Source organism: Ciceribacter azotifigens, assembly GCF_048159625.1.
Lineage (GTDB): Bacteria > Pseudomonadota > Alphaproteobacteria > Rhizobiales > Rhizobiaceae > Allorhizobium > Allorhizobium azotifigens.
In genome coordinates this window covers 1-22,292 of the sequence record NZ_JBLQTA010000026.1, presented here as the reverse complement: position 1 = coordinate 22,292, position 22,292 = coordinate 1, and the positions used below count along the sequence as shown (strand labels likewise).

At 59.5% G+C, this 22,292-nt stretch carries 20 protein-coding genes and 2 riboswitches; of the genes, 9 read left to right on the top strand and 11 right to left on the bottom strand.

All coding sequences use genetic code 11. The annotated features are described in order from the left end of the window. From ACM6UT_RS22310 to ACM6UT_RS22300, 3 genes are all read right to left on the bottom strand, one after another. The coding region (locus ACM6UT_RS22310; RefSeq protein WP_416799500.1) for a PHP domain-containing protein at window positions 1–1,343 on the bottom strand (1,343 nt) is incomplete at its 3' end. Next, window positions 1,340–2,860 carry a Y-family DNA polymerase gene (locus ACM6UT_RS22305; RefSeq protein WP_416799503.1) on the bottom strand — a complete coding sequence of 507 codons (1,521 nt, stop codon included), beginning with the start codon at window positions 2,858–2,860 and terminating at the stop codon, window positions 1,340–1,342. The genes ACM6UT_RS22310 and ACM6UT_RS22305, both read right to left, overlap by 4 nt. Beyond that, window positions 2,811–3,755: an ImuA family protein gene (locus ACM6UT_RS22300; RefSeq protein WP_416799499.1), complete on the bottom strand. Its 945-nt coding sequence runs from the start codon at window positions 3,753–3,755 to the stop codon at window positions 2,811–2,813. The genes ACM6UT_RS22305 and ACM6UT_RS22300 overlap by 50 nt, the downstream gene beginning before the upstream one ends. A 156-nt stretch (window positions 3,756–3,911) precedes the next feature. Between ACM6UT_RS22300 and ACM6UT_RS22295 the strand changes: the two genes are divergently transcribed. Beyond that, entirely contained in the window at window positions 3,912–4,352 is a 441-nt protein-coding gene (locus tag ACM6UT_RS22295) for a metallopeptidase family protein (protein ID WP_129334009.1), read from the top strand. Window positions 4,353–4,400: 48 nt separating this feature from the next. Here the strand turns inward: ACM6UT_RS22295 and ACM6UT_RS22290 are convergent, their stop codons facing one another. Further along, window positions 4,401–4,607, bottom strand: coding sequence for a DUF1737 domain-containing protein (locus ACM6UT_RS22290; protein WP_112690652.1), 207 nt, complete (start codon window positions 4,605–4,607; stop codon window positions 4,401–4,403). Then, window positions 4,604–5,521, bottom strand: coding sequence for an HpcH/HpaI aldolase/citrate lyase family protein (locus ACM6UT_RS22285; RefSeq protein WP_416799498.1), 918 nt, complete (start codon window positions 5,519–5,521; stop codon window positions 4,604–4,606). Before ACM6UT_RS22285 ends, ACM6UT_RS22290 begins: the two co-directional genes overlap by 4 nt. 108 nt (window positions 5,522–5,629) lie before the next feature. Between ACM6UT_RS22285 and ACM6UT_RS22280 the strand changes: the two genes are divergently transcribed. From ACM6UT_RS22280 to ACM6UT_RS22260, 5 genes are all read left to right on the top strand, one after another. Next, window positions 5,630–5,857 (top strand): hypothetical protein, encoded by a 228-nt coding sequence (locus ACM6UT_RS22280; RefSeq protein WP_416799497.1) that lies wholly within the window; start codon window positions 5,630–5,632, stop codon window positions 5,855–5,857. 152 nt (window positions 5,858–6,009) lie between these two features. Further along, on the top strand, window positions 6,010–6,615 hold the full coding sequence (gene leuD / locus ACM6UT_RS22275) for a 3-isopropylmalate dehydratase small subunit (protein ID WP_416799496.1): 606 nt from the start codon (window positions 6,010–6,012) through the stop codon (window positions 6,613–6,615). Window positions 6,616–6,761: 146 nt separating this feature from the next. Beyond that, complete coding sequence (gene leuB, locus ACM6UT_RS22270) at window positions 6,762–7,874, top strand: 3-isopropylmalate dehydrogenase (protein ID WP_416799495.1); 1,113 nt, start codon at window positions 6,762–6,764, stop codon at window positions 7,872–7,874. Between the two features lie 417 nt (window positions 7,875–8,291). Next, window positions 8,292–8,810 (top strand): phosphatase PAP2 family protein, encoded by a 519-nt coding sequence (locus ACM6UT_RS22265; protein ID WP_416799494.1) that lies wholly within the window; start codon window positions 8,292–8,294, stop codon window positions 8,808–8,810. Window positions 8,811–9,049: 239 nt separating this feature from the next. Next, complete coding sequence (locus tag ACM6UT_RS22260; protein WP_416799493.1) at window positions 9,050–9,925, top strand: RNA polymerase factor sigma-32; 876 nt, start codon at window positions 9,050–9,052, stop codon at window positions 9,923–9,925. 22 nt (window positions 9,926–9,947) lie between these two features. On the opposite strand, the gene ACM6UT_RS22255 is transcribed toward ACM6UT_RS22260, so the two are convergent. The 4 genes from ACM6UT_RS22255 to thiB all read right to left on the bottom strand — a co-directional run bounded on the left by ACM6UT_RS22255 (window position 9,948) and on the right by thiB (window position 15,059). Continuing rightward, on the bottom strand, window positions 9,948–11,450 hold the full coding sequence (locus tag ACM6UT_RS22255; RefSeq protein ID WP_416799492.1) for a M48 family metalloprotease: 1,503 nt from the start codon (window positions 11,448–11,450) through the stop codon (window positions 9,948–9,950). 292 nt (window positions 11,451–11,742) lie between these two features. After that, window positions 11,743–12,459, bottom strand: a complete 717-nt coding sequence (locus tag ACM6UT_RS22250) for a thiamine ABC transporter ATP-binding protein (protein WP_416799491.1) — start codon at window positions 12,457–12,459, stop codon at window positions 11,743–11,745. After that, window positions 12,443–14,086: a thiamine/thiamine pyrophosphate ABC transporter permease ThiP gene (gene thiP / locus ACM6UT_RS22245; RefSeq protein ID WP_416799490.1), complete on the bottom strand. Its 1,644-nt coding sequence runs from the start codon at window positions 14,084–14,086 to the stop codon at window positions 12,443–12,445. The genes ACM6UT_RS22250 and thiP overlap by 17 nt, the downstream gene beginning before the upstream one ends. 4 nt (window positions 14,087–14,090) lie before the next feature. Beyond that, on the bottom strand, window positions 14,091–15,059 hold the full coding sequence (gene thiB / locus ACM6UT_RS22240) for a thiamine ABC transporter substrate binding subunit (protein WP_416799502.1): 969 nt from the start codon (window positions 15,057–15,059) through the stop codon (window positions 14,091–14,093). 96 nt (window positions 15,060–15,155) lie between these two features. Then, window positions 15,156–15,270: riboswitch (TPP riboswitch) on the bottom strand. Between the two features lie 199 nt (window positions 15,271–15,469). Between thiB and ACM6UT_RS22235 the strand changes: the two genes are divergently transcribed. Next, on the top strand, window positions 15,470–17,245 hold the full coding sequence (locus tag ACM6UT_RS22235) for an ABC transporter ATP-binding protein/permease (protein WP_416799489.1): 1,776 nt from the start codon (window positions 15,470–15,472) through the stop codon (window positions 17,243–17,245). A gap of 3 nt (window positions 17,246–17,248) precedes the next feature. On the opposite strand, the gene ACM6UT_RS22230 is transcribed toward ACM6UT_RS22235, so the two are convergent. Beyond that, a complete protein-coding gene (locus ACM6UT_RS22230) occupies window positions 17,249–19,081 on the bottom strand; it encodes an ABC-F family ATP-binding cassette domain-containing protein (RefSeq protein WP_416799488.1) in 1,833 nt (610 codons plus the stop codon). 4 nt (window positions 19,082–19,085) lie between these two features. Then, entirely contained in the window at window positions 19,086–19,736 is a 651-nt protein-coding gene (locus ACM6UT_RS22225) for a thiamine diphosphokinase (RefSeq protein ID WP_416799487.1), read from the bottom strand. A gap of 139 nt (window positions 19,737–19,875) precedes the next feature. After that, window positions 19,876–19,953: riboswitch (SAM riboswitch) on the top strand. A gap of 93 nt (window positions 19,954–20,046) precedes the next feature. Between ACM6UT_RS22225 and metA the strand changes: the two genes are divergently transcribed. After that, complete coding sequence (gene metA / locus ACM6UT_RS22220) at window positions 20,047–20,976, top strand: homoserine O-acetyltransferase MetA (RefSeq protein WP_416799501.1); 930 nt, start codon at window positions 20,047–20,049, stop codon at window positions 20,974–20,976. 101 nt (window positions 20,977–21,077) lie between these two features. Beyond that, on the top strand, window positions 21,078–22,088 hold the full coding sequence (locus ACM6UT_RS22215; RefSeq protein ID WP_416799486.1) for an aldose epimerase family protein: 1,011 nt from the start codon (window positions 21,078–21,080) through the stop codon (window positions 22,086–22,088). Window positions 22,089–22,292 lie beyond the last annotated feature (204 nt).

The window sequence follows — 22,292 nt, the reverse complement described above, 5'->3', positions numbered from 1 at the left end:
CATGCCACGGATCTCCGAGGTCTCAGAGCCGTCCACACCAACACATCTTCCGACAGTCCGAAGGCTTTGGCGACCTCACGGCCTGCCGAGCGCGCCCGATAGCAACTCACCGCCGCTGCCAATCCGGCATGCTCGCGCCCGTAACGCTCATAGATATGCTGGATGACGATTTCCCGCTTCTCATGCTCGAAATCGACGTCGATATCCGGTGGTTCGTCGCGTTCCGTCGAGATGAACCGCTCGAAAAGCAGCGTTGTCTCCTTCGGATCGACTTCGGTAATACCGAGACAGTAGCAGACGACGGAATTGGCCGCCGAACCTCGTCCCTGGCAGAGAATGCCCTCACTCCGGGCAAACTCGATGATATTGCGCACCGTCAGAAAATAGGGCTCGTACTGCTTCTCGCGAATGAGGGCGAGTTCATAGTCGATCTGCGTTGATATCTTTTCGGGCACCCCTTCGGGGTAACGCCTTGCCGCACCGGAGCGAGCCAATCTCTCGTGCGTCTCAGACGGTGTTTCACCGGCAAGGCTCTCATCCGGATACTGGTAACGCAACTCGTCCAGAGAAAAAGAGAGCCGGCTAAAGAACTGCTGCGTGTTGGCGATCGCCTGTGGATAATGCCTGAAGAGCTGGGCCATGTCCGCCCCGGTCTTCAGATGGCGTTCCGCATTCGCGGCCAGACGGAAACCGGCTTCGGCGATGGGGACATGGGTACGGATAGCGGTGACGATATCAGCGAGCGGACGACGTGCCGCCTCGTGATAAAGCGGCTCGTTACTGGCGATCAGAGCAAGTCCCGCAGTCTCGGCCATAGACGCAAGTGTGGCAAAGGTAACTCGATCGAGACCGTCATAACGCGGAACAAGCGCCAGGTATGCCCGATTGCCGAACCGGGAGACCAAGCGCCGAAGCAACCCAGGCAAATCCCTGTCGTCCATGGCATGTTCCGTCTTCGACACCACCGCAATGAGCAAATCCTCCCCCCATTCGATCAGATCCTCCTCATGGAGAATGCAGACGCCTTTTTCTCCCTTGAGATTACCGGCACTGAGGAGCCGACAGAGATTTCCCCATCCGCGGCGATTCTGCGGATAGGCAAGGATATCCGGCGTGCCGTCGGCGAAGACTAGCCGTGCCCCCGGCTGGAACCGGAATCCCATTTCCTTGGCTTGGGCATGCACGCGCACCACCCCGGCAACGGTGTTTCGATCCGCAACACCGAGGCCTGGAAGGCATAGCTGGCTGGCCGCCTCGACGAGTTCCTCCGGATGAGACGCTCCTTCCAGAAAGGAAAAATTCGTTCGCGTTCCGATCTCGAAAAAGGCGGGTGCGGCCGTCATGCAAAAACTCCGTGCATGAACCAGCGTGGCATCTCGGCATTCGAGACATAGGCCCCCTCACGAAACAACCAGTAGCGATGACCCTCGTCGTCCTCGACCTGGAAATAGTTCCGGGCGGGAGCCTCTTCACCATCGATCCACCATTCCATGGCGAGTTTCTCCGGACTTTCGGCACGCCGGACCCGATGAAGACATCGCCGCCAACGGAAACTCATGGGAGGCCCTTCCGGAGCCTCGGCCGTCGCCTCTATGATTTCCGGAACCTTCAGAAGACGGATCGGCCGCCTCGCCTTGACAGGCCAGTCCGTCCCAGCCTTCTTCTGCTCAATGTCCGGGGAGACGATCCCCTTGAGATCGGTGACCGGCAGAAGAAGCGATGCTCGTTCCGGCACATGGCTTTCCTGCAAGACAGGCCACACGAGACAATTCGGACCAAAACGGGCGACCGCCTGATCGACAAAAGTTGCCAATGCGGTTTCGACTGGAGCACTACCGACAAAATCCGACTGCAAGCGGTGGAGCGTCTCTGCCTGCAGCACATTGAGCCGCAGGATCTCGAAACCATAACCTGCATCCAGATCGTCATGCAGGGCGACAAGGCGCTCGGAAAAGAGGCAGGAAATGCCTGTCGGATCGCGCAGAGGGACGGAACTGCCCACACCAATTCGGAAGACCCTTCCATCGACCCTGAAAAGAAGCAATTCGAAGCGGCGACCACCCTGACAACGTGCCTCGAGTTCCGATTTCAGCGTTACAGCCATCCGTTGGACGAGTTGAAGGATGGCTTCCTCACACTGAAGGGGCTCGGCAAGACGCCGCTCGACGGAGAGATCCGCAACTGGACGGCGCGGCGAGATCGGCTCATCCTCCCGGCCGAGCATCTGGTCAAGCCGCAGCAATGGCAAGGGACCGAACCGGCGAGCAAGCGGTGCCCGTGGAGCCGCAAGCAGATCCCCGACCCGCTTGAGCCCCGTCTTTCGAAGCGCCAGTACCGTCTCCTCCGGCAACCGGCATGCGGCCACCGGAAAGGAGGCCGGGACAGATTTGGCGTGCCCTTCGGCGACAGTGCCATTGCCGCCAAAGCGCGCCATTGCCCAGGACAACCCGGGCGTGGAGGAAATCGCTCCGCGAGCATCAAGCCCCATCTCGAACAGGCGCTTTAGAATATCTCCAAGCAACAATTCTTCGCCGCCCAAGAGATGGGAACAGCCGGTAATGTCGAGAAAAAGGCCGTCCCCGCCCTCGATGGCGACCAGCGGCGTATAGCGATCACACCAGTCGGCAATTCCTTCCAGAAATCGGCGCTCAGCGGCCTCATCTGCGATAACGGCATCAAGAGCAGGACAAATCGCCCGCGCTTCCGCCAGACCCTGACCGGGTTTCAGCCCGATGGCGGCGCCAATCTCGTCGACAGCCGTCAGTCGCATGGCATTTTTCATCCGCCCTGTGCAAACGAGAGGTGGATGATCAGGACGCCCTGTCGAACGCCACGCCCCTCCCCAGTAGCGACGTGCGATTCTGTCCGTCGGCAGATGGGGAAAGAACAGCGCCAGAATTCGTCTGTTTGTTGCCTGCTGAAACAGGGAGGAGGGTGGTGAGGGAAAACAGACAGTCATAGGGGTTCCACTCCAGATGGATATCGACAGGTGCCGGAAGCCGGCTCTTTTCCAAAGTGACCTGGAAAACGGGGTTGGCTATGCTGCCGCCGAGTACGGAACCATCGGTAAGACGACGGGATTGCGCCGATGACGGGCGGATGCGAACGCGAAAGACGGCACTGCCGGCCTCTTCTTCCCCTCCCTGCCGTAACAACAGCAAGGGCCGGCCAGTGGAACGCGCCTTGAGACTGAGGCGGCGGCTTTCCGTCAGGCCGAAACGACGAGGATTGCCGCAAACTTCCAAAATGACGGCACAGAAGACGCCACTTGCAAGACCTGCCTCCGCAAGCCAGAGCCCATCTTCGATCCGCCTTGGTCTGGCATACAGGAGATGCCGCGGATCAAGTCCGTAATCCTGAAGACCGGCAGCATGGGGCAGCCCCACCTCCCTGGCCACGGTCTCATCACCAATCCAGAGAATGCGGGCCGGCCCTGCGCCGGAAGAGGAATGCACCAGAAGACGAGCGGAAAGCGCCAGCATGAAACCGCTTGCCGCTCCGGCATTTCCCAGCCGATCGCTGCGAATTTCGGTCACGGCATCAAGGGGAAGTCCGCCTTCCATGGGTTCATCCATTGCCTGAAGACCGAACGGCAATATCTTCATGCCACCTCTCCCGGAGGTTCGCACTGCAAGTCCGGGCGTCTCTGTTTCCCTGCGCGCGGCATCCGGATCGACTACAGTTCGTCCCTCGATGTGAGCGATGGTCTGACGCAGGGCAAAGAGCGTCTCCCGCGCCACAGCCTTCCCAGCCATGACGTCCAACTCCGTTTTGTTCTCTATATGTTTCTATGGATTCCAGAGCTTCAGTAAAGAGTCAACCGCATTTCATAAGAATTTATTCCTTGTCCGGATTTTCCCTCGAAAAGTGCCGGCAAAGGTCCTATATGACTGGGCAGACAAGGAGTTCCGATGGCCCGGATGGATCAGACCGAAGATTGGCGTGAACGCCACGCACCGACGATCAGCACGTTTGAATCACTGGCGATCGAAGCCTATAGCCATCTGCCGGAAGAATTCCGTGCACTCACCGACAACCTGATTATCGAGATCGCCGACTTTCCGACCGACGAAGTCTTCGAGGATATGGCGCTCGAAACTCCTTTCGATCTGCTCGGCCTCTTCGAAGGCCGCGGCATTTCCGAGCGTTTCACCATGGAAACCGGCGAGATGCCGAACCGCATCATGCTCTACCGCCGTCCGATTCTCGACTATTGGGCGGAAAACGACGAAACCTTGGGCGACATCATCACCCATGTGTTGATCCACGAGATCGGACATCACTTCGGCCTGAGTGACGACGACATGGCCCGCATCGAGGAAAGCGCCGAAGACGCTGCCGCCAACGGCTGACGAAAGTCCAGTCTTCAAAGAAAAGGCCCCGATCGCGGGGCCTTTTCTTTATTGCTCGCCGAGCTTCATGCTCGGATCGTAATCCTTGCCATGCACCGTCTTCACCACCGCCTGTCCGCAGTACATCTGGTTCGTAGCGGTATTGAAAGAGAGGCTCGGTGCACCATGCAGCTCCCAGCCCTTGTTCAATGCATCGGTCACCCGGTGGCAAAACGATGCGTCATCCGGTCCCGTGAGGAATCGATAAAGTTTCATGCCGAATTGCCTTTCCTGTCCTGGATAATCCTTGCCTTGGCCAACAGCCGCTCGGCCTGATCGAGATGCAGCCGTTCGATCATCCGGCCGTTGCTGTTGACGACGTTGAGTTCGGCCGCCGCCGGAGTGGCGAAAACCTCGGCAATTGCCTGCGCCTCCGCAATCTCTTCCGCACTCGGACCGAAATGCCGGTTCGCCGGACCAATCTGTGCGGGGTGGATCAACATTTTTCCGTCGAAACCCATGGAACGCCCCTGCCGGCACTCGGCTTCGAACGCGGCAATATCGCTGAAATCATTGCTGACGCTGTCGATTACGTCCAGTCCGAAGGCCCGCGCCGCCAGAACCACCTGCATCAGCCAAGGCACAAGAAAAGCCCGACCGGACCCAGCCGGCACACCCGTCGCCTTGCGCAGATCGTTGAGGCCGACCACCAGACAGTCAAGCCGCGCCCCTTCGGTTCGGCCCATTCGCGCAATCGCGGCTGCATTGAGTACACCGAGAGGCGTTTCCATCATGGCCCATATGCGCAAGCCCTCCGGCGCGTCGGCCTCGGCCAATAGATCGGCTACCCGTTCCACGTCCTGTGGGCCGTCAACCTTCGGCAGCAACACGGCGTCGGGACGGCAAGCGAGGACCGTCGCCATATCGTCCTCGGCGAATCCGGTATCGTGACCGTTGATCCGGATGACGCATTCCTTGTCGTGCAAAGTCGACATCTCGACAAAGAAGCGCCGGAGATTCTCTCGCGCTTCCCCTTTCCTCTCCGGAGCGACCGAGTCTTCGAGGTCGAAGATCACGACGTCGCAATCGAGATCCGGAACCTTGGCGATTGCTCGCGGATTGACGGCAGGAACGCTCAAAACGGAACGGCGCAACCGGACCGAAAGACTGGCAGAGGATGAAAAGCTCATGGACGCACTTGTGCCAAGCTTTGTCGGAGCATGCAAGACGATCGAACGTCAGGAAACCTTGCAATTCGGGGATGAAAGGACCACCTTACTCGAGAAAGGACTTCGACCATGCAAAACCTTCGCACCATTGGCCTCGCTCTCGCCGGTATTTGCGTCTTCGCGGCTGCTGCCGTCTTCACGATTTCCCTTACGCTCGTCGCCGGGGCGATCCTGACCGTTTCTCTCGCCGTGCGCGTGCTTTCGATGCGAGCGAAACCGGCCCCCCTCCACGCCAAGGCCAAAAGCCGCGAGATGCATGTGTGGAATGACGGACGCGGCACCATCATCGATCTCTGATCCGCTGACCCGTATATACCGTCTCGGCCAGACGCAATCATCAGCGATGATGACGGCGTAGGCTATAGACGTGAGATTCTCCTTCAATTTCTCTCGGTTTTCCTCTATTGGCAGGAAACCCGCAGGAACGTTGAAGATCACAGGCAGGAATGATGGAAAAGTTCGTTAAGCTCACCGGCGTCGCCGCACCGCTTCCGGTCGTCAATATCGACACCGACATGATCATCCCGAAGGATTATCTGAAGACAATCAAGCGCACTGGTCTCGGCAAAGGACTTTTCGCGGAAGCCCGTTACAAAGAAGACGGCTCCGAGAACGCGGACTTCGTCCTCAACAAGCCCGCCTATCGCAACGCGCAGATCCTGGTCGCCGGAGACAACTTCGGCTGCGGTTCATCTCGCGAGCACGCGCCCTGGGCCCTGCTCGATTTCGGCATACGCTGCGTAATCTCTACGTCGTTCGCCGACATCTTCTACAACAACTGCTTCAAGAACGGCATCCTGCCGATCGTCGTCAGCCCCGAAAACCTTGAGAAGCTGATGGACGATGCCGGCCGCGGTTCCAACGCCGTTCTGACCGTTGACCTGGAAGCCCAGGAAATCACCGGCCCCGACGGCGGAACGATCAAGTTCGACATTGATCCCTTCAAGCGTCATTGCCTGCTGAATGGGCTCGATGACATCGGCCTGACTCTCGAGAAGGCGGTGAGCATAGCGAATTTCGAAAAGACAAACGCTGTTGCTCATCCCTGGGCATAAGCTCTCTCAAGAATTTCGATGAAGGCGGCCTTACGGTCGCCTTCATCGCTTTTGGTCCAAGGCGTACCACTTGTGGTCTTGCCGCGCTTGAAATGGCGGTCTGCTGTCGATAAAACGCCGCAACTTATTTGAAGCAGGGGTTTCCCATGACAGTGCGCAAGCTTTTCCTTCTCCCTGGTGACGGCATCGGCCCCGAGGCCATGGCCGAGGTCCGCAAGATCATCGCCTACATGAACAGTGAGATGAAGGCCGGGTTCGAGACCGACGAGGGACTTGTCGGCGGATGCGCCTACGACGCACACGGCGTTGCGATCTCCGAAGGTGACATGACCAAGGCCATGTCTGCAGACGCCGTACTCTTCGGCGCCGTCGGCGGCCCGAAGTGGGACGCCGTTCCCTACGACGTCCGCCCGGAAGCCGGCCTTCTTCGCCTTCGCAAGGATCTGGAACTCTTCGCCAATCTTCGTCCGGCGATCTGCTATCCGGCACTCGCCTCGGCGTCGTCGCTGAAGCCTGAACTGGTCGAAGGACTCGATATCCTGATCGTGCGCGAGCTCACAGGCGGCGTATATTTCGGCGAACCGAAGACGATCACCGACCTCGGCAACGGTCAGAAACGCGCAATCGACACACAGGTTTACGACACCTACGAGATCGAGCGTATTGCATCCGTCGCTTTCGAGCTTGCCCGCACCCGCAAGAATGCCGTCTGCTCGATGGAAAAGCGGAACGTCATGAAGTCGGGCGTGCTCTGGAATCAGGTCGTTACCGAAGTTCACAAGGCGAAGTACCCGGACGTCAAGCTCGAGCATATGCTGGCCGACGCCGGCGGCATGCAGCTGGTGCGCAACCCGAAGCAGTTCGACGTCATTGTCACGGATAACCTCTTCGGTGACATGCTCTCCGATGTCGCGGCCATGCTGACCGGTTCCCTCGGCATGCTACCCTCGGCATCGCTCGGTGCCCCTGATGCGAAAACCGGCAAGCGCAAGGCCCTTTACGAGCCGGTTCACGGCTCCGCGCCCGACATCGCCGGAAAGGGTGTTGCAAACCCGATCGCGATGATCGCGTCGTTCGCGATGTGCCTTCGCTACTCGTTCAACATGATCAAGGAAGCCGACACCCTTGAAAGAGCGATCGCGAATGTCCTTGAAAAAGGCATCCGGACAGGCGACATCATGGCAGAAGGTTGCCGGCAGGTCGGGACCTCGGAGATGGGCGACACCATTCTCGCCGAGTTCAAGACGCTTTCCGCGTAAGAACCTAACAACCGGGCCCGCGCGGCAAGTTGTGCGGGCCTTCTGGTCGCATGGTAGACTTTACCGGGCGCTAGTACGCAACCCGGCAGTGCAAGAGGCCATAAGGCTCGAGGACGGAGTGTGGCAAAGAGCCGCCAGGTTAGAACCGTTGAGAAGAGAAACGCAGGCGCAATCGCGGTTTGGCTGAAAGCCCGCCGGGAAAGGAATACGCTTCCTGCTTCTTCGTCCTACTGGCAGATTTTTCTATTCGTCAGTGCCAACCTCGTCGTGCTTGCGTTTCTAGTCTTCGATATGCCCGCGGCGGCGACGGCCGGAAACGTACCGAGCGCGGTACGTTCGGCCAGTCGCGCCGTCACCGACATCGGCAAATCCGGGTGGATACTTTTCGGGTCCGCCTTCATCTTCTTCGCGACGTTCATGGCAGCCAGCAGAATCGGAAACGCCAGAGGGCGTTTTCAGGCGCTCTATACAAGCCAGATTGCCCTTTATGTCTTCGCAACCGTCGCCCTTTCCGGCCTCTCGGCGAATCTGATCAAGCGCGCGATCGGCCGCGCCCGGCCGATCCAGTTTGAAGAGTGGGGTGTATTCGGCTTTTCCCCCTTTGCCGGAAGTGCCCGCTTCGAGAGCTTCCCGTCGGGTCACGCAACCACCATCGGCGCGCTATTCATGGCTCTCGCGCTGCTCCTTCCACGCTACCGTGCCGTTCTTGCCATGCTCGCCGTCTGGCTCGGAATGACGCGAGTCATGGTAGGAGCTCACTATCCGAGCGATGTAACCGCTGGATTGGCGTTCGGCGCCTGGTTCTCGCTGTTGATCGCCATCGCGTTTTCACGCTACGGCATCGTCTTCAAGCCCGGTTCGAACGGGCTGCCGATGCCACGCCTTGCTCTTCCACACAACATCTGGCCGAATTTTCGCTCACGACGAGCACACTGAGGGCCCCGCTCTTCGCCTACTTTCACAAGTGCGTGAGAAGAGCGATTTTTGCTCAACGGGATGCACCGATACGGTGACGAACCCGTAAAATGGGCACGTGATGCTCCGCTTCAACTGATTCTCCTCGGATTGAGGTCGAGAAAGTTTTCTCGACCCATGGAACCCGGGCTCTGCTTACCCGTTCATCAAAGGCCGTCAGTGCTCGTGCCCCGCATGGCCATCCAGTTTTGGAGACGCAAATGAACGCCATGTCCGTTGACAGACACATTATCCGTTTTGCTATGGCTCAGCCCTATCTGGAACGCGAGGAGGAGATTGATCTCGCCAAAAGATGGAAAAATGGCCAGGACCGGGATGCACGTAATCGAATCGCCTATGCGCATATGCGCCTGGTCATTGCCATGGCGACGAAATTCCGCGGCTTCGGCCTTCCGCTTAATGATTTGATCCAGGAAGGCTATATAGGCCTCCTCGAAGCAGCCGCACGGTTTGATCCGGCGCGGGAGGTCCGCTTCTCCACCTATGCGGGATGGTGGATCCGCGCCTCGATGCAAGACTACATTCTCCGCAACTGGTCGATTGTCAGAGGCGGAACGAGTTCATCCCAGAAAGCGCTGTTCTTCAATCTCCGCAGGCTTCGTGCGAAGCTGGCCCAGACTGACAGCCACCTGACCGATCAAGCCATTCATCAGCAGATCGCCGCCACGCTTGGCGTCAGCGTGGCTGATGTCCAGTCGATGGACGCCCGTCTGGCCGGGAACGACGCCTCCCTGCAGACGCCTATCATGGGCAAGAATGGACAGGGCATCGAACAGCTCGAAATGCTGGAGAGCGAGGAACTCCCGCCCGACGAGCAAGCGCGCGGCAAGATCGACGGCGAACGCTGGTCGAAATGGCTCAAATGCGCCATGGAGCGACTGAACGATCGTGAAACCCGGATCATTCGGGCACGCCGCCTCTCTGAAGATGGTGCAACGCTCGAAGAGCTCGGCGTCGAACTCGGCATTTCCAAGGAAAGGGTGCGCCAGATCGAAACTCGCGCAATGGAAAAGCTGAAGACGGCCCTGAGCAGTTGTGGCCCCACCACCGGCGAGCTTCGCGAACTTGCCACATGACAAGTCGCGGCTCGGCCGCACGTCACTCCGAGATGATCTTAACCCGGCTTCCGGGCGCGAGCGTCGCCCCCGTATTGAGTGCGTTGATCAACTTGAACAATTCGAGCTTCCGTTCTGTACCCATCATTCGCGCCGCAAGTGAGCCGATCGTATCGCCTTGGCCAACAGTAATGACCCGAACACGCAGCGGCTTCAGCGACGCGGCCTCCTGTCGGGTAATCCGACGGAAGCTCGACCGTAGTTTGTTCGCCGTCGGCTCCAGGTTCGGGCTGCCTTTCGGCACCGCGGTCAGAAAGCGAAAGATCTGCGGACCGATCCGGATGACAGTGACGTCGAAATCCCACCGTTCTGCGGAGGCCCTGGCAGTAGCCGCTTCGATGCCATTTACGGTAATCGCCTGAATTGTCTCGGGAAGAAGTCCTGTGACCCACCCGCTCGAAATGTAGTTGGAAAGGCTGCGGTGATCGCTGTCGGCGATCCCGTCGAAGCGGATTGCGACGTCGCCCGGGCCTGTTGCCAATACCGCTTCGACCTTGTTGTCGATCTGAAAGCCATCCGGAACGTCGAAGCGGATGCCGAGCCCTGCGTGCAGGAACGTCTGCCCGCGGACATAGCCCTCCTGCGGGCTGTCGCCATAGAGCAGGCCGTCGATTCCCTGTAGGTAATAGTCACGCCCCGTCTCGCCGTGTGTTCCCTCGGGCCCGAAGGCGCGCGCATGACGGCGGGCCAACTCCACGCGCTGCGGGGCATTTGGGTGGCTCGACAAAAAGTCGAGGCTCTGGTCCGAATAGGGGTCGACCGAGGTGAAGTGACTGTAGGCCGCCATCGAATCGAGGAAACGCGCGGCAGCATAGGGATCATACCCGGCCTCGCCCAATGTTCGCACGCCGATGACATCCGCCTGCAACTCCTGCTGGCGCGAAAACGCCGCTAGGCGGAGCTTTCCGCGCGCCAAGGCCTGCTTCCCGGCAAGGTCACTCGAAAGAACCTCCGCTACCACGCGGCTGGCGATGACCTCCGCCTCTTCACGGCGCTGGCGCTCGATCCCGTGATTGGCGGTGACATGTGCCATCTCGTGCGAGAGAACGGCTGCGACCTCCGATGCGTCGTTCGCAAGCGCAAGCAGGCCACGCGTCACGTAAAGATATCCACCGGGCAGTGCAAAGGCGTTGATTGCCGGCGAGTTGAGGATCGTGATCCGGTAGGACTGGTTCGGGTTCTCCGAAACAGCAGTCAGCGCGCCCGCAATACGCGCGACCAGTTTCTCCGTCTTCTCGTCGTGATACTCGCCGCCATAGCTTGCGACGATCCGTGGATGTTCGCGCGCGCCCATTTGGGCCCGCGGATCACCCTTTTGAACCTCTTCAACGATCTGTGGGGTGTTCGAAGGGGAGACATCCGCGACATAAGCCTGTTCGAACAGCGACTGGCACGATGACAGCAATGCAGTCAACGAAACTGCTGCGAGCAGATTCAATGCCCCCCGCACTCCCCGCGTACTCGCAAAGGGACCAAGCGCCCACATGTGTCTGTCCGTCGGAGCTGGCATTCTGCCCGGGCTACCTTCCTTCAATACGAGCGGCCGGCATCAATGACTGCCGCCCTCCACTGTCATCACCAGCTGCGTGTTCTTCGTGTCTTCGATATGCCCGAAACAACATCATTCAACCGGCAACCACAACCAGCATATAGGAAAAGGAGCCTTCTCCGGTAAGACGATACCGAGGCATGTACGCGGAAAATGCATCATCCGAGCTGCGAATGCCACTGGGACACGTCCAAATTATGGCGACGGAACCCAGATGCAACACTCAGCCTCACCCACCGAGAAACGCTCTGACGGCTTCGATATCGCGGCGCTCGAGAAACACGTTGACCGGACCGGCGAAGGAAATTCGTCCCCGGTCGACGAAGAGCACGTGCTCCGCAAGGCGCGCCACCTCGTCCGCATCGTGGGTGATAATCACCACCGTGTTGCGCGTTTCGCGATGCAGATCTTCAAGAAGATCCGCCATCGCCGATCGCAATCCCGGATCCAGGGCCGCGAAGGGCTCGTCTAGAAGCAGCACCGGTTTGCGCCGCACGAGCGCTCTTGCAAAAGCGGCACGCTGACGCTCGCCCCCTGAAAGTGTCGAAGGGCGACGGCGCTCGAAACCCTCGAGACCAACGCGCTTCAATGCCGTCGATACCATCTCCCGTTCCCTCGCTCCGAGATGGAGAGCCGGGTTGATTCCGAGCCCGACGTTCGTGAACAGATCAAGGTGAGCGAAAAGATTGTTGTCCTGAAAGACGAGCGAAACCGGCCGATCAGACGGCAGGAGGCCACGCATATCCTCTCCTTCGATCAACAGTCGACCGCGCGTCGGTGTCTCGAACCCGGCGATTAGGTTAAGCAAGGTCGACTTTCCCGAACCGGAGGGTCCGGCAACGGCAGTAATCGCTCCCTTGGGAATTCTGCAGTCGAACGAAAACTCCTGCGCTCCGAGCCGGAGTTGGACATTGTCGAGGACAACGGCATCAGATTCGTTCGGCATTCTCGGCCTCGTCCTTCCGCGGCTGGACGCCGGTGGTTCCGGCGAGGGTTAGAAGCAAGCAGATCATACCGAGAATCAGGGCGAGTCCGTCGGCGTCGTTGGTGCGGTAGTGCCCCATACGACTGTAAATCAACCACGGCAATGTCGTGATTTTCTCCGAACCGAAAAGGGCCACCGCCCCCAGATCACCGAGTGAGAGCGCCATGGCGAAGGAAAGGGCTGTCAGCAACGGCTTCTTGAGAAGCGGCCAGTCGATTAGTCGCAGCTTGGAAAATCCATGGATACCCAGGCTCAGAACCAGGCGTCCTGTTGCGGCGCGATGGATTTCCAGTGCGGGCGCCACGACCCGCATGACGAAAGGCAGGGACATCAACGCGTTGATCCCGACGACGACCACCGGTGCAAAACTGGCGATATCCCCCGTCGATCTCAAAGCCATGAACCAGCCCGTGGCGAGCACGATCGTCGGGACCAACAATACGAGAGACGACACGCCCGACAGCAATATCGAGATGCCTCTCATGGCCAGCGAAGGACGCTGCAAAAGACTGATCACCGTTTGCGCGTGGATTGTCGCCAGCGCAAGCAAGAGTGCCGATAACGCCGAGCCGAGTGCGATTGCCAGGCTTGTCGCTGCAGCCCGCAAGAATGCCGCCTCGGTCAAAAGCTTGAATAGATCGGCCCTTAGCCCCGAAACCGCGACTGAACCGAGCGGAAGAGCGAGAAACAACACGACGACGACGAGCGCGGCGCCGTCTGAAAGACGCGCCGTGAGGCTCTCGCCGTCGAACCGTCGTGATGCGCGTCCAAGAGTCTGCCCATATTCCCGCGGAGCAGGAAAAAGTGCCATCGCCACCAGGACCAGGGCCGTAACGGCGATCTGCAAGAAGGCAAGCGAGACCGCCCGTTCCGGATCGAAATCGAACCGAAGGGCTTGGTAGATCGCCACTTCGAGAGTCGTCGCGGCGGGACCTCCCCCGAGAATGAGCACAAGCGTGAAGCTGGTGGCACAAAGCATGAAGACGAGGCCGGCGATGCCGGGGATAAGCGGGCGGAGCGCAGGCCATTCGATGAAGCGGAAGATCGCCCGTGGCTTCATGCCAAGCGTCGCGCTCATCAACCAATATTCGGACGGCAAGCGCTCGAGTCCGGCAAGCATCAACCGTGCTGCAAGCGGCAGATTGAAGAAGACGTGCGCGAGCAAGATGCCACCGAGGCCATAAATGCTGACCGGCTCCGCCTTGCCAAGGAACAGCAGCCCATCGTTGAGCAGTCCCTGCCGCCCCCAGATGCCGATCAGCCCAAGAGCGCCGATCAGAACAGGAAGCCCCATCGGCACCGCCATGAGCCGGATTACCCACATGCGTCCGGGAAAACGCGTCTGGCGAGCGAGCGCTCTTGCAATCGGAATCGCCAGCATAACCGAGAGTGCCGTCGAGAGTGCCGCCTGCAACAGGGTAAAGCGCAGCACGGACAGGAGCAGTGGATCGGAGAAAAGAACTGTGAAGCCCCTGCCCCCGCGATAGCCGAGCAGCGCCAGGACGGCGACACCGACAAACGTTCCGATGGCGGCAAGACTGAACGCCCCGCCAAGGAAACCCGTCAAACGCTGCCGTCTTCCCAGCATATCGTTACTTGAGCGTCATTGCTGCGAGCCACTCGTCGATCCACGCCTTCCGGTTGGCCGCGACCTCCTCCGGCGACATCAGGAACGTCTTGGATGGATTGACCAGCTTTGCGAATGCCTCCGGCAGCGGCTCCGATGTCGGTGCGGCAGGCATCATCCAGTTGTTCGTCGGAATGGTATCCTGGAACCCTGGGCTCAGCATGAACTTGAGAAACTCGCGCGCAAGGTCCTTCTGCGGCGCATTCTTGAGCAGGCCGGCGACTTCGATCTGGATGTAATGGCCTTCGGAGAAGGCCGCGGCCTGGTAACGGTCGGTTTCCTCGGCGACCATGTGGTAAGCGGGCGACGTCGTGTAGGAGAGCACCATCGGCACCTCACCCTTGGTGAACAGGCCGTAGGCTTCCGACCAGCCCGGCGTCACAGTCAGGATGCGCCCTCTCAGCTTCTGCCAGGCGGCCGGTGCCTCATCGCCATAGATCGATTTCACCCAGAGCAATAAACCAAGTCCGGGCGTCGACGTTCGGGGGTCCTCGATCACGATCTTCTGGGAAGGATCCCCCTCCACGAGTTCCTTCATGCTCTTCGGAGGCATCTTCAACGTCTGTGTGTCGTAAACGACTGCGAAATGACCATAATCATACGGAACGAAGGTGTCGTCGGTGAAGCCGCCGGGAACCTTGACTGCCGAGGTGTCGATCCCATGCACGTCGAAAAAGCCGGTCTGTTTCGCCTCCGCGACGAGATTGGTGTCGAGCCCGAGAACGAGGTCGGCCTTGCTCGTATCGCCTTCCAGTTTCAGACGCGTCAACAGAGCAACGCCATCCGCCACGCCGACAAAATCCACACGGCATTCGCAGGTTTTCTCGAAAGCTTCCTTGACCTTCGGGCCCGGGCCCCATTCGGAAATGAAGCTCTCGTAGGTATAAATCGTCAACGTCTTGTCGGCTGCCGAGGCGGAAACGGACGACAGCATCACAATTGCCGCCGCAGCTATATGCGCGCGACCGGAAAGAACGGATATCATGGTTCGCATAGGCGCCCTCCTTCGTGTTGTTTTCCGGGAAAAGGCGTCTGTTACGCGTCTAATCCCTCCGCCGGTTCGAGCCGGATCAGGTTCCGCGGGTTGGTGTTCACCTCTCAGCCATCAGGTCGTTAAGAGCCTTTTGGCACCCCGTTAGAGCAAGGCAGGAATAGCGCGGCATCTCGTGTCACGCAAGCACACGATGGCTTGCCCGGCCGGATTGTCTCGGCGTTCAATGAGGGCAATCTGCCGGAAGCTTGCCCTTTCCGCCTTTTTCATGCCACAGCAATCAGCTTATCAACCGATCGGCAAGTGCCTGGCCTGTACCATCCGGCCATCTGGTGTGCGGAAGAGCCTGACTCATGACCAATGCAGAGCCACAAGGACGATCCGGAGCCGCCGAGCCGACCTATGAGATCGGCTTCAAGCGGCAGATTGCGATCGCGGCGGCATCCTTCTGGGAGTCGCCGGTGCGCAATCGGATCCTTCTCGTTTCGGCGGCCTTGCTGACGATCATTCTCCTCACGGCCTACGGCCAGATCCTTCTGAACCGATGGAATGCGCCTTTCTACAATTCGCTGGAACGCCGCGACCTGCCGGAATTCATCGTCCAGTTGGAGAACTTTGCATATATCGCCGGCTTCCTTCTGTTGCTCAACGTCGTGCAGACCTGGCTCAATCAGACGGCGGCGCTCTACATGCGAGAAGGTTTGTCGCGCGATATTGTCGACCAATGGCTGACCGACCGGCGAGCGTATCGGCTTTCGCTTTCAAGCCCCCTTGGTGTCAACCCGGACCAGCGGCTGCATGAAGATGCCCGCAAGCTTTCCGAAATGACCACCTCGCTGACGATCGGCCTCGTCCAGGCAACGATCTTGCTCGTCAGCTTCATCGGCGTGCTTTGGCAACTGTCGAGCGGCTTCGTTTTTCACGTCGGCGATACGAGCTTCTCAATCCCCGGATATATGGTTTGGGGAGCAATCTTCTATGCAAGCATCGCCTCACTGGCCAGCAATCTCGTCGGCTTTCGACTCACGCGCATCAATGCCGAACGGTATGCCCGCGAAGCAGACCTGCGCTTCTCGCTGATGCGCACGAACGAGAATCTCGAAGCGATCGCACTTGCACGCGGCGAGGAGAACCAGCGCCAGCGTATCCATTCCAAGATCGATGACGTTGTAGCGCTGATCCGTCAGCTCGCAATGGCGCTCACCAATCTGACCTGGGTTACCGCCGGCTTCGGCTGGCTCGCGCTCGTTGTCCCGACTTTGATCGCGTCTCCGGCCTATTTCGCCGGGACCATGAGCTTCGGTGAATTGATGATGTCGGCAGCCGCCTTCAACCAGGTCCACTCGGCGCTGCGCTGGTACGTCAATAATTTCGACTCCATCGCAGACTGGAAGGCGACCCTGCTGCGCGTAATGAGTTTCAGGGCAGCGCTCGTCGACATGGATGATTTCCGCCCCGAGGGAAGCGAAGTCCTGCTGGAGCGCGGCACAGCGGAACAGCTTGCTTTCCGGAGCGTGACGATCTGCGCAAAGCCGAACGGCAACAGCTGCGAACACGCCTTTCGCCTGCGCGAACCGGATCCCGTCATCAACGTTGGCGAAAGGGTCATGATCAACGGCGACCAGGGCATCAATCGGAAGCTGCTCTTCGATGCTCTCGCCGGACTCTGGCCGTGGGGAAGCGGATCGATAGACCTTCCGGAACAGGAAATTCTCTTCGTTCCGCAACTGGACTATCTGCCCGAAGGACCGCTACGTGACGCCCTGCTGTTTCCGGCCGCGGCTTCGGCATTCTCCGATGAGGAGATCGCTGCGGCGCTGACACGTGTCGGCCTTCACGAGCTCACGAAGTCCCTCGATGAGCATGCCCGATGGGACCGCCGGCTCGAAAAGGACGAGCAGATGCTGCTTGCATTCGCCAATCTGCTGCTGCGTCGCCCGAAATGGATCGTCTTCAACGATGTCCTTGAAGGCTTAGAGCCCGAAACCGTCGAGCGGCTGTCGTCGATAATGAGCGAATTGCAGGAAGCCACACTTATCTATATCGGCAGAGCCGGCGCCTTCTATGACACCATGTCTCCAAGACTGCTGCATCTGGAAGCGCTCCCGCAGACACCTCCCGCTCTCTAATCTTCAGCCTTCGAGTTCTTCGCGCAGCATCTCCAGTTCGAGCCACTCCTCCTCCATTCGCGTGAGGTCGCCTCGCAGCTTTTCAACCTCGATTGCGAGTCGGTTGAACGTTGCCGCATCCCGCGAGAACAGGCCGGGATCCGCCATCTTCGCTTCGCGAACGGCAATCTCTCCTTCGGCCTTTGCGATCTCCTTCGGCAGGTTCTCCAGCGCGAATTTCTGCTTGTACGAGAGCTTGGCTTTATTCTTGGGGGCTGTCTCCTCGGATGACTTTGTGTCGCCTTCCTGTACTTTCCCCTTGTCTGTCCTTGCAGCACGGCGACGCTCCTCCTCGGCGCCTTTTCTTTGCGCCAGCATATCGGAGTAGCCGCCAGCAAACTCGATCCAGCGACCGTCCGGCTGTTCTGGGTCGGCCGGTGCAATCGTCGAGGTGACGGTGCGATCGAGGAAGTCACGATCGTGGCTGACGAGGATAACCGTACCGGAATAGCCGGCGACGATCTCCTGCAACAGATCAAGCGTCTCAATATCGAGGTCGTTCGTCGGCTCGTCGAGGATCAGCAGATTTGACGGCCTTGCCATGATACGCGCCAGCATCAACCGCGCCCGCTCGCCGCCTGACAGGTTTCGGATCGGCGTGCGCGCCTGTTCAGGCTGGAACAGAAAATCTTTCATGTAACCGGTCACGTGCCGCTGCTCGCCGTTGACGAGAAGATTCTCACCCCGACCGTCGGTCAGATAGTGAGCGAGCGTGTCGTCGGGATTGAGATCCTCTCGCTTCTGGTCAAGCACCGCAATTTCGAGGTTGGTCCCGAGCTTCACGGTTCCACTGTCGGGCTTCAGCTGGCCTGTCAGGATCTTCAGGAGCGTCGTCTTGCCGGCACCGTTCGGGCCAACGAGACCGATGCAATCACCGCGGTGAACGCGGATCGAGAACGGGGCCACGATAGTGCGTTCACCATACGTCTTGGTGATCCGTTCCGCCTCTATGACCAGCTTTCCGGATTCGCGCGCGTCGGCGAGGTTTGCCTGCACTGTCCCCTGCGGTCCTCTGTGTCCACGATAATCCGCGCGCATCGCCTGCAATTGGCCGAGACGACGCATATTGCGTTTACGCCGCGCCGTAACACCGTAGCGGAGCCAATGCTCTTCTCTCTCGATCGCCTTGCCGAGCTTATGCTGTTCGATCTCCTCTTCTTCGAGGACCTTGTCGCGCCATTCCTCGAAGTCACCGAAGCCACGGTTGAGACGACGCGCGGTGCCGCGGTCGAGCCAGACCGTCGCAGTCGAGACCTTTTCGAGAAAGCGGCGGTCGTGCGAGATCAGAACGAGGGCACTGCGGCTCTTTTGAAGCTCGCCTTCGAGCCACTCGATGGTCGGCAGGTCGAGGTGGTTGGTCGGCTCGTCGAGCAGCAGAATATCCGGTTCGGGTGCCAGAACACGCGCCAGTGCCGCCCTGCGGGCCTCCCCACCCGAAAGGCTTCTGGGATCCTCCTGCCCGCTGAGACCGAGGTGTTCCAGAAGATAGGCGACCCGGTAGGGATCGTCTCCCGGCCCCAGTCCGGCTTCGGCGTAGGCCTGGACAGTTTCGTATCCGTCGAAATCGGGCGCCTGCTCGAGATAACGGACGGTCGCGCTCGGATGCCGGAAAATCTCACCGGACTGAGGCTCCACGAGTCCGGCGGCGATTTTCAGCAACGTCGATTTTCCCGAACCGTTGCGACCGACAAGGCAGATGCGGTCACCCGGCTCTACCTGCAGGTTAGCTCCGGAAAGCAGCGGCGTGCCGCCGAAAGACAGGAAGATATTGTCGAGTTTGAGGATCGGCGGCGCCAACGGTTCATGCTCCAGTCAAATCAAAGGGACGTGCGAGAAGCATTGCTTCCCCGCCGTCGAGCGACAAGGTAATCGCTCCCTCGGCAACGTTCGAGATGGTGCGCGTCGATCCCAGCGGCAAGGAGAAGTCCTGGAGCGGATACCGCGCGTTCTCGATCGACAGCCCGGCAAGGGGCGACAGCCCGATAACGGAAAACAACGAACCGGGCGGCAGATCCACCGTCACCCTTCCGGGAAGCAGAGGATAGGCCTCCTCCTCGCCCGAGGTCAGGAGCGTTTCGTATCCTTCCTTGGCGAGTTGCAATGCCTGCAAGAGGTGCATGAGGGCGTGATCCGAACGTTCGCCTCCGAGCGCACCTGCAAGAACCAGCCGGCCAGCGCCACGCCGGATCGCCTCACCTATGGCGATCGCGCCGTCGGTTTCTGCCTTTTGAGCCGGATATGGGAGCCGGTCGACGTCCGGCCAGGCCTCTCCGAGGGCCTCCGACGAAGAATCGAAATCACCAACCCAGAGCTCCGGGACAATGCCAAGCATCGACGCATGGCGCATTCCACCGTCGGCCGCAATAAAGCGCCCGCCGGAGACGGCTGACGTCAGTCGTTCGGTCAGTACCAAGTGTCCTCCGAGGAGGATGGTGAAGGTAGTTTTCCTCATGCGCCCGCCATAGCGCATCTCCTAACGAAAAGGAAAGAATATCGGTGGCCCCACCGGCTTGGAAGGCAGGCTGCAAAGGCTCGTCCGAGCTGTCGTCACTCCGGATTCTCGTTGACCGAAAAGGCGCGTGAGCGTATTTAACCTCACTCGTGGTGATTTGGCCGGCCGGCTTGCAGCCACGTTAAACAAATCGCTAAAGGGCCGAGGCGAGCTCCAAAGGACTTTCCGAGGACCAATGGCGATCTACAAGGTCGCCGGCAGTTTTGTAGGCGTGGATGTGACTGCGCCGCAAGGAAAGTCGAGTTCGAACATGCCGATCAAGATTCCCGATACGTTGCCTGCCTTTGAGACTCTCGTGCACGAGGGTGTGCGCGTGATGACCGAAACGGTTGCGATCCGCCAGGACATACGCCCCCTGCAGATCGGCCTTCTGAATCTCATGCCGAACAAGATCAAGACCGAGGTGCAGATGGCGCGGCTGGTCGGAGCCTCGCCGCTTCAGGTGGAACTTTCCCTCGTTCGTATCGGCGGGCACAAAGCCAAGAACACGCCCGAGGACCATCTGCTTTCCTTCTACCAGACGTGGGAGGAAGTCAGGGATCGCAAGTTTGACGGCTTCATCATTACCGGCGCGCCGGTAGAGACCTTGCCTTTCGAAGAGGTTACCTACTGGGACGAGTTGCAGCAGATTCTCGACTGGACGACGACAAACGTCCATTCGACGCTGAATGTCTGCTGGGGTGCGATGGCCGCCATCTACCACTTCCACGGCGTGCCGAAGTATCTCCTGAGCGAGAAGGCCTTCGGGATCTACCGCCACCATATCCTGAATCCGTCCTCCGTATATCTGAACGGCTTTTCCGATGATTTTCAGATTCCCGTTTCGCGTTGGACTGAGGTACGCCGGTCCGACATCGAGAAGGTGCCGGGGCTCGAGATCCTGATGGAATCGGACGAGATGGGTATCTGCCTCGTACACGAGAAGACGGCGAACCGCCTCTACATGTTCAACCACGTGGAGTACGACTCGACGTCTTTGGCCGACGAATACAATCGGGACGTGGCAGCCGGTGTGGCGATCAAGGTGCCGCACAACTACTTCCCCGACGACGATCCGGCGAAGAAGCCGTTGAACCGCTGGCGCAGCCATGCGCATCTCTTTTTCGGAAACTGGATCAACGAGATCTACCAGACGACGCCTTATGATCTGAACGCCATCGGCATCGACCGATCGGCCTGATGAAGGCTATGGCCCAGCCCCTTCCCCGGGACCAGTGGCGGGCTGAGGATCACTCAGCGTGAGCTGTTACGGAAATGAACGGCAATTCGAGCGGAGTAACCATGGAACGCGAACTCTTTGGGCAGACGGCGGCGGGCGAGCCGGTCTACAGGGTGACCCTCAAGGGCGGCGGGCTGACGATGAAGGTGATCACCTGGGGTACGGTGATTCAGGACCTGCGCCTTGAAGGACATGGCCATCCACTTGTCCTCGGCTTCGAGACCTTCGACGACTACCCGCTCCACTCCCCCTATTTCGGCGCTACGCCCGGACGATGCGCCAACCGCATCGCCGGGGGACGTTTCAAGCTGGATGGCAGAGAATACCAGCTTGAACGCAACGAAAACGGCGTCGGGCACCTCCACGGCGGTAGCGATGGCATCGCCAGGCGCAACTGGGAAATCATCAACCTAGCTCCTGATCGTGTCGAACTGACAATCGTGGATCCGGACGGTCGTGCCGGCTATCCCGGAAATTGCTCGATCACAGCGATCTATACCCTTCAGGAGCACGGTGTCCTGTCCATCGTGTACACATCGGCGACCGATCGTCCGACGCTCGCCAACGTCTGCCAGCATTCGTATTTCAACCTTGACGGTGGCGAAGACGCTCTCGGCCACGACCTGATGCTCGCCGCCGACGCCTATCTGCCGGTCGATGACCGACTGATCCCGACAGGAGAAATTCGTCCGGTCAACGGCACGCCGTTCGACTTCCGGACAATGTCACCGATGGACCGCCAGTTGGGTGGAGAGCGCGTTCTCTACGACCACAACTTCTGCCTTTCGCCGGCGCGCGTCGAAAAGCGCACCGTAGCCATCGCTCGCAGCATCACCTCCGGTGTTGCCATGGAAGTGCGGACGACCGAGCCCGGTGTCCAATTTTATGCAGGCGCAAAGCTCAACGTTCCCGTCGCAGGACTTGAGGGTCCCCGGTATGGTCCGTTCGCCGGGTTCTGCCTGGAAACCCAGACATGGCCGGACGCAGTCAATCACTCGAACTTCCCGAACGCCGTCCTTCGGCCCGGCGAGGTCCTGCGGCAGGAAACAGAGTACGTCTTCTCGAAGGCATGAGGCCAGACAAAATCGAGCGCACTGGCAGGTGAACGCTCGCCACCTGTGCACTCCGGCAAGTGTCTTGCGAAATGCCGAAGACCCGAACGACGGGCAATGACCAGCCGCAACGCGCGCTGCTCATATCCGGACGCAATCTTGAACTTTTGGAGAAACTGGAGCGGGTGAGGCGATTCGAACGCCCGACCCCAACCTTGGCAAGGT

What these genes read in the sequence shown, in the direction of transcription:
- metA (WP_416799501.1), top strand. Translation starts at nt 20,047, where the DNA reads ATGCCGATCAAGATTCCCGATACGTTGCCTGCCTTTGAGACTCTCGTG.
- thiP (WP_416799490.1), bottom strand. Translation starts at nt 14,086, where the DNA reads ATGCTGGGAAGACGGCAGCGTTTGACGGGTTTCCTTGGCGGGGCGTTC.
- ACM6UT_RS22235 (WP_416799489.1), top strand. Translation starts at nt 15,470, where the DNA reads ATGACCAATGCAGAGCCACAAGGACGATCCGGAGCCGCCGAGCCGACC.
- ACM6UT_RS22295 (WP_129334009.1), top strand. Translation starts at nt 3,912, where the DNA reads ATGGCCCGGATGGATCAGACCGAAGATTGGCGTGAACGCCACGCACCG.
- ACM6UT_RS22260 (WP_416799493.1), top strand. Translation starts at nt 9,050, where the DNA reads ATGAACGCCATGTCCGTTGACAGACACATTATCCGTTTTGCTATGGCT.
- thiB (WP_416799502.1), bottom strand. Translation starts at nt 15,059, where the DNA reads ATGCTGTCGTCCGTTTCCGCCTCGGCAGCCGACAAGACGTTGACGATT.
- ACM6UT_RS22300 (WP_416799499.1), bottom strand. Translation starts at nt 3,755, where the DNA reads ATGGCTGGGAAGGCTGTGGCGCGGGAGACGCTCTTTGCCCTGCGTCAG.
- ACM6UT_RS22265 (WP_416799494.1), top strand. Translation starts at nt 8,292, where the DNA reads ATGGCAGCCAGCAGAATCGGAAACGCCAGAGGGCGTTTTCAGGCGCTC.
- ACM6UT_RS22280 (WP_416799497.1), top strand. Translation starts at nt 5,630, where the DNA reads ATGCAAAACCTTCGCACCATTGGCCTCGCTCTCGCCGGTATTTGCGTC.
- leuD (WP_416799496.1), top strand. Translation starts at nt 6,010, where the DNA reads ATGGAAAAGTTCGTTAAGCTCACCGGCGTCGCCGCACCGCTTCCGGTC.
- leuB (WP_416799495.1), top strand. Translation starts at nt 6,762, where the DNA reads ATGACAGTGCGCAAGCTTTTCCTTCTCCCTGGTGACGGCATCGGCCCC.
- ACM6UT_RS22290 (WP_112690652.1), bottom strand. Translation starts at nt 4,607, where the DNA reads ATGAAACTTTATCGATTCCTCACGGGACCGGATGACGCATCGTTTTGC.
- ACM6UT_RS22225 (WP_416799487.1), bottom strand. Translation starts at nt 19,736, where the DNA reads ATGAGGAAAACTACCTTCACCATCCTCCTCGGAGGACACTTGGTACTG.
- ACM6UT_RS22255 (WP_416799492.1), bottom strand. Translation starts at nt 11,450, where the DNA reads ATGTGGGCGCTTGGTCCCTTTGCGAGTACGCGGGGAGTGCGGGGGGCA.
- ACM6UT_RS22215 (WP_416799486.1), top strand. Translation starts at nt 21,078, where the DNA reads ATGGAACGCGAACTCTTTGGGCAGACGGCGGCGGGCGAGCCGGTCTAC.
- ACM6UT_RS22250 (WP_416799491.1), bottom strand. Translation starts at nt 12,459, where the DNA reads ATGCCGAACGAATCTGATGCCGTTGTCCTCGACAATGTCCAACTCCGG.
- ACM6UT_RS22285 (WP_416799498.1), bottom strand. Translation starts at nt 5,521, where the DNA reads ATGAGCTTTTCATCCTCTGCCAGTCTTTCGGTCCGGTTGCGCCGTTCC.